Origin of the sequence: Methylorubrum salsuginis (genome assembly GCF_900114375.1) — a bacterium.
GTDB lineage: Bacteria > Pseudomonadota > Alphaproteobacteria > Rhizobiales > Beijerinckiaceae > Methylobacterium > Methylobacterium salsuginis.
Genome location: NZ_FOSV01000053.1, coordinates 1 through 4,259 on the forward strand (window position 1 = coordinate 1; position 4,259 = coordinate 4,259).

5 protein-coding genes are annotated in these 4,259 nt (G+C 64.4%); 4 read left to right on the forward strand and 1 reads right to left on the reverse strand.

The genetic code is table 11. From position 1 onward, the window contains the following. The coding region (locus BM140_RS24910) for a transposase (RefSeq protein WP_165616522.1) at window positions 1–270 on the reverse strand (270 nt) is incomplete at its 3' end. Between the two features lie 87 nt (window positions 271–357). Between BM140_RS24910 and BM140_RS24915 the strand changes: the two genes are divergently transcribed. The 4 genes from BM140_RS24915 to BM140_RS24930 all read left to right on the forward strand — a co-directional run bounded on the left by BM140_RS24915 (window position 358) and on the right by BM140_RS24930 (window position 3,869). Further along, window positions 358–624, forward strand: a complete 267-nt coding sequence (locus tag BM140_RS24915) for a hypothetical protein (protein WP_091952134.1) — start codon at window positions 358–360, stop codon at window positions 622–624. 260 nt (window positions 625–884) lie between these two features. Continuing rightward, entirely contained in the window at window positions 885–2,309 is a 1,425-nt protein-coding gene (locus BM140_RS24920; RefSeq protein ID WP_091952135.1) for a hypothetical protein, read from the forward strand. A 228-nt stretch (window positions 2,310–2,537) separates the two neighbouring features. After that, window positions 2,538–3,167: a hypothetical protein gene (locus tag BM140_RS24925; protein ID WP_091952136.1), complete on the forward strand. Its 630-nt coding sequence runs from the start codon at window positions 2,538–2,540 to the stop codon at window positions 3,165–3,167. A 258-nt stretch (window positions 3,168–3,425) separates the two neighbouring features. Next, a complete protein-coding gene (locus BM140_RS24930) occupies window positions 3,426–3,869 on the forward strand; it encodes a hypothetical protein (RefSeq protein WP_091952137.1) in 444 nt (147 codons plus the stop codon). Window positions 3,870–4,259: the final 390 nt, after the last annotated feature.

The following is a 4,259-nucleotide window of genomic DNA, read 5'->3' on the forward strand; positions in this document are numbered from 1 at the left end:
CGAGGCGACGTCCGCCAGCACCTGCTTCTCCAGGGATAGATCCGCCACGAGGCGGCGCAACCGAGCATTCTCGCGCTCAAGATCCTTCATCTTCCTGGCTTGATCGACCTGCAGGCCGCCGTACTCCTTGCGCCAGCGGTAATAGCTCTGCTCGGAGATCTCTGCCTCCTTGCACGCCAACGCCAAGCTCTTGCCCTGGGCGGTCTGCACCTCGATCTGGCGCAGCTTCAGCACAACCTGCTCCGCGCTCGTCTTCTGACCTCGCCGCATGTCCGACTCCTTCAGTCCTGGCTGATCCTCTCAATCAGCCCGGTCCAAAGCCAGCCGGTCAGGTCAACGCCGACGAACAAATCCTTCATGGCGCTGCTGAAGCCGGTGCATGAGCCCTACCGGGCGCTGCTGGTGTCAATCGCAGATAGGCTGGGCTGCCGCGTCCTGGCCGGAACTGTGACCGGCATGAACATGCTGTTGTACGACTCGGTCAGGACCGAGGGTCTCCCCTTTGCCCAGGGATACATCGGCTACCAGACACGTCCCGCCGCGCCCCCGATGCCGCAATGGCCAAGGAACGTCGTCCACGAGCGCGACGAGGATTACGGGGACACCGTCGGGTTCGGAATGTAAGCCCCCCCGTCTTGAGCCTTCCGTAACGTGCGGCCGGTCCAATCCCCCGCCATTGGGGACGGGCCGGGGTTCGGACGATGGCGGGATCGACGCAAGAGACGGGTCTTGAACGCGCACCTCGCGTCCGCGTGCCGCCAAAGGTCCCGCCCTTCGTGCGAGACCCGAGGAAACCGGTCACGGGCGAGTGGCTTCCCGCTTCCGGCTTCGAGAGCATTGAGAGGCCGCGCGGCAGGTACCATCCCACCGCTGAGCAAGCTGCCATGCTGAAGCAGGCGGTCACCTTGACGGACGAGGCCCGGACGACGGCCCGTATCGGCGATGACGTATCCAGGGCAAGGGGTGCCGGCCTGCACGCTGTCGCGGCGGACCTGCGGCGGGAAGCCGGGGATTGGGGAAGCTGCGCCGAGAACTTCGTGGCGTTGGCACGATATTACGTCCGTATCGGTCGCACGGCGGCGGTTGAAGAGTATGTCCGGAAGGCTCTGTTCGTCTCCGAGTTCCTGCCGAGGGACGAGGACCGGGCCAGGGTTCATTTATCGGCCGCGCTCGCGACACAGCGGATAGGGAAGCTGGCCGAGGCCACGAACATCGCATTCAGGGCCAAGACGGTCGTTGGGCTATGTCGCGACCGCTACCTCGCGGCGAGGATCGGCAGGGCCCATAAACGCGTAAAGGGCGCGCTGGGGGCCTGGCAGGACGCCGCGCCCGTGCCGGCATCGCCGGATGTCGCCTCCACGAAACCTTATGCTTGGGAACACGTCCCGCCCCCGGTCGAGTTCAGGATCAGGCCAATCGTGACCTGGCGCAGGGTGAAGGCCGGCGCGCCTGGATATGCCGGGATGCAACACGACGCCGGCATCGACCTGTTGATGCAGCGGCCAGGGGCTGCCGGCGAATGCAGGTGTTGGGTTTCTCATCGGGTGGTGGACGGGGTTCACGAATTCGTGGCGTTTCCCAATTGGTCGGGACGCGCGATGCAGGCGGCCAAGGCCATGCACAACCTCACTAAAGACGTCGCAGGGACCGACGGGCCTTCCACGGTCGTCATGCAAGCGTGCAGCGCCCTTGAGGCCTTCATTAATTCGGTGGTCCATTTCATCAGGAACGGGAATGAAGAACGATGGAGTGGGTCGCCCATCAGAAAAATCTTAGACCAGGAATGCAAAAATTATAAGGATCGGGTCCCTACGCTGAGGCTTTGGGGCATCGTACCGGCGGCCTTGTTTGGTGGCGAGTGGAAGCCAGATGTATTACCAAAAGACTTGAGGAATTTGTTCGACCTCCGGGACCAACTTCTACATTTCAAGGGCGACAACGAGGAGGTCGTCGGAGCGGATGGTTATGCACGCCACTTCATCGGCCATTTCAAATTCGACCCCTTCGCCCCCGGACCATGGGTCGACAAGGTGCTTACAAGGGAATGCGCCGAATGGGCGATCAGCGTAGCGGAGCGCATGATCTGGTCGTTCCGCAAAGCCTGGATAATGGAAGCGGCGCGGATACCCGGCAACGAGGCGTTCGCCCACGAGGCGGACGACCCGGACGGGACGTTCGACCCCCAGGAGGACGTGCCCGACGAGGAGTTGCTCCGTGCCCAGGAAGAGAATCTAGCCGAGTTCTTGCGACGCTGCCGTGAGCGCGAAAGAGTCGTGTCTGGGTTGGTCGAGGTTCTTCCGGCAGCCTAGGACGCGGTATTCTAGAGCTACCGTCTGTGCGGTGGGCTCGATGCCGCGACCACGGATCTGCGACCCGCCCTTCGCCGGCCGACCCCTGATGCCGTACCTCTACGATAGCGTGCTGTCATGACAGCATGACAGCACGCAGGCCGGCTGTACACCCTGTCGCCCTGGCATCGACTTTCGACGACGTGTTGTCATGACAGCTTGCAGTCGCCAGCCCAGGCATTCCCCTTGATGGCCACACCGCAGAAGATCTCCACGTCGAACGTGGCCCCGGGACTGACGGCGGCATCCGCAGGCAAGGTCAAGGCGATGGTCTACATCCCGGAGGGGATGCAGGCAGCCGTGAGGATGCTGGCGGCGCGTCGGGCCTGCAGGATCAGCGACGTCTACGTTGAGGCTGTCGCCGCATACCTCACGGCGCTGGAGGCCCCCACGCCACCAGCCGGGAACGAGGGTGGGGGCTCGGCCGATGTCGAGGTCATCGCCTCCCTCGCAAAGGCCATTGAACAGCAAGGGGCACTCGTCGAGGAGCTGGTCGATAAGGTCGGCAGCTTGGCAATCGCCGATCCTGCCGTGGTCGGTCCCCCACCCATGTTGCTGGACACCGCAGCCTGGGCCGTGGCCACCGTTCTGAGGCTGCTGGTCAATGCGGGCGACGACGGAGCGACCAAGTTGGAGGTCGGGGAAATGGGCAAGACCCAGCGCCTCCGCCACGGGCTCGTGAACGCCCTCTACTCGCTACGAGGCGTCGGCCTAGCCCGTAACATGGGATCGCGGTGGTGGGCGTGCTGGCCGCCGGTTCAGGGCGACAATGCACCCTTCGTTAGCGGCAAGCACGCGGAGTTCCATCGGCAAGGCTAAGCTAGGGTGGGTGCCCCGATGGGGGGCGCATTTTCGGGACGGGATAGCGACCCCGTCCGACGGCGTTCGAGGGATTGCAACCGCACCCGCAGCGGGGTCTGGCCGCCGCGCCGCGCTGGATCGATCCACGCGAAGGTCCCGCATCGATTGGCAACCTCGCGAGCCGGTGGCGGGGAGCTCGGACGAGGGTGGCCGGCGGGCGATCAGGTCCCCGAGCGAGTGCCGGGAAGCGGGCCCGCACACCTCGGGAAAGGCCGCATGGGGGAGCCCGCCGCTATGGCAATTCTTTGCCACTTAGCGTGCCGAACCCTGCCGAAACGGTGTTTCTGGCCACCAGAGGCGGATTTTGCGCATCTTGTCGGTCTCGACGCCGAGCACGATGCCAGCGCCTTGGCCGAACTGCACATTGGTCACCAGAAGATCGACGACGACCCCATGGCGCTTCTCGCCTCGCTGCTGGTCATGCAGAGAGCCCACGAGGAGAGCAAGACGAAGGCCATCCGCCTCGGCGAGGTCTGGGGCAAGAAGCGTGCGAACGCGCAGGCGACGACCCAGGTCATGTCGGCCCGGGTCCCCGCTTGGCTTCGGGTGGGAGCAGCTGAAGCTTTCACCATATCGCCGGAGTGGATTGAGCAATCCACACGAGGTATCTTGCAGGAAGCGGTCTACAAGGAGGGTCTTGGGGCAGCGAGCCTCAGATGAAAGACGCGCCCATGCATCGTCTGCGAAGGGATCTCTCACCAAGAATGGGTCTGCACCTCGGTGCGAACGGACCACGGTAGAGGCGACGTCAGCCCAGCATCGGTCCGCGATCCGGCAGGGTCAGCGGCTCCGTCGCCAAGCGGCAGTCAAGTCGCGCGGTCGCCGCGTCTGGCCGGGTGGGCGATGTATAAGGATACCGAGATAATCCGGTGGCACGAACGCAAACGCCCCGCGCCTGGGACTGCCGGAGCAGACCACGCGCGGGGCGTCATGGATCGTCGTTGAAGGGTGCTCGCCGGTGACCTGACCGGCATTTTGGACCGAGCCGATTGAGAGGCTACTGCATGGTGGCGGCCATGGGTAGCCGGAAGGCTCGATCCGGGACGGTGA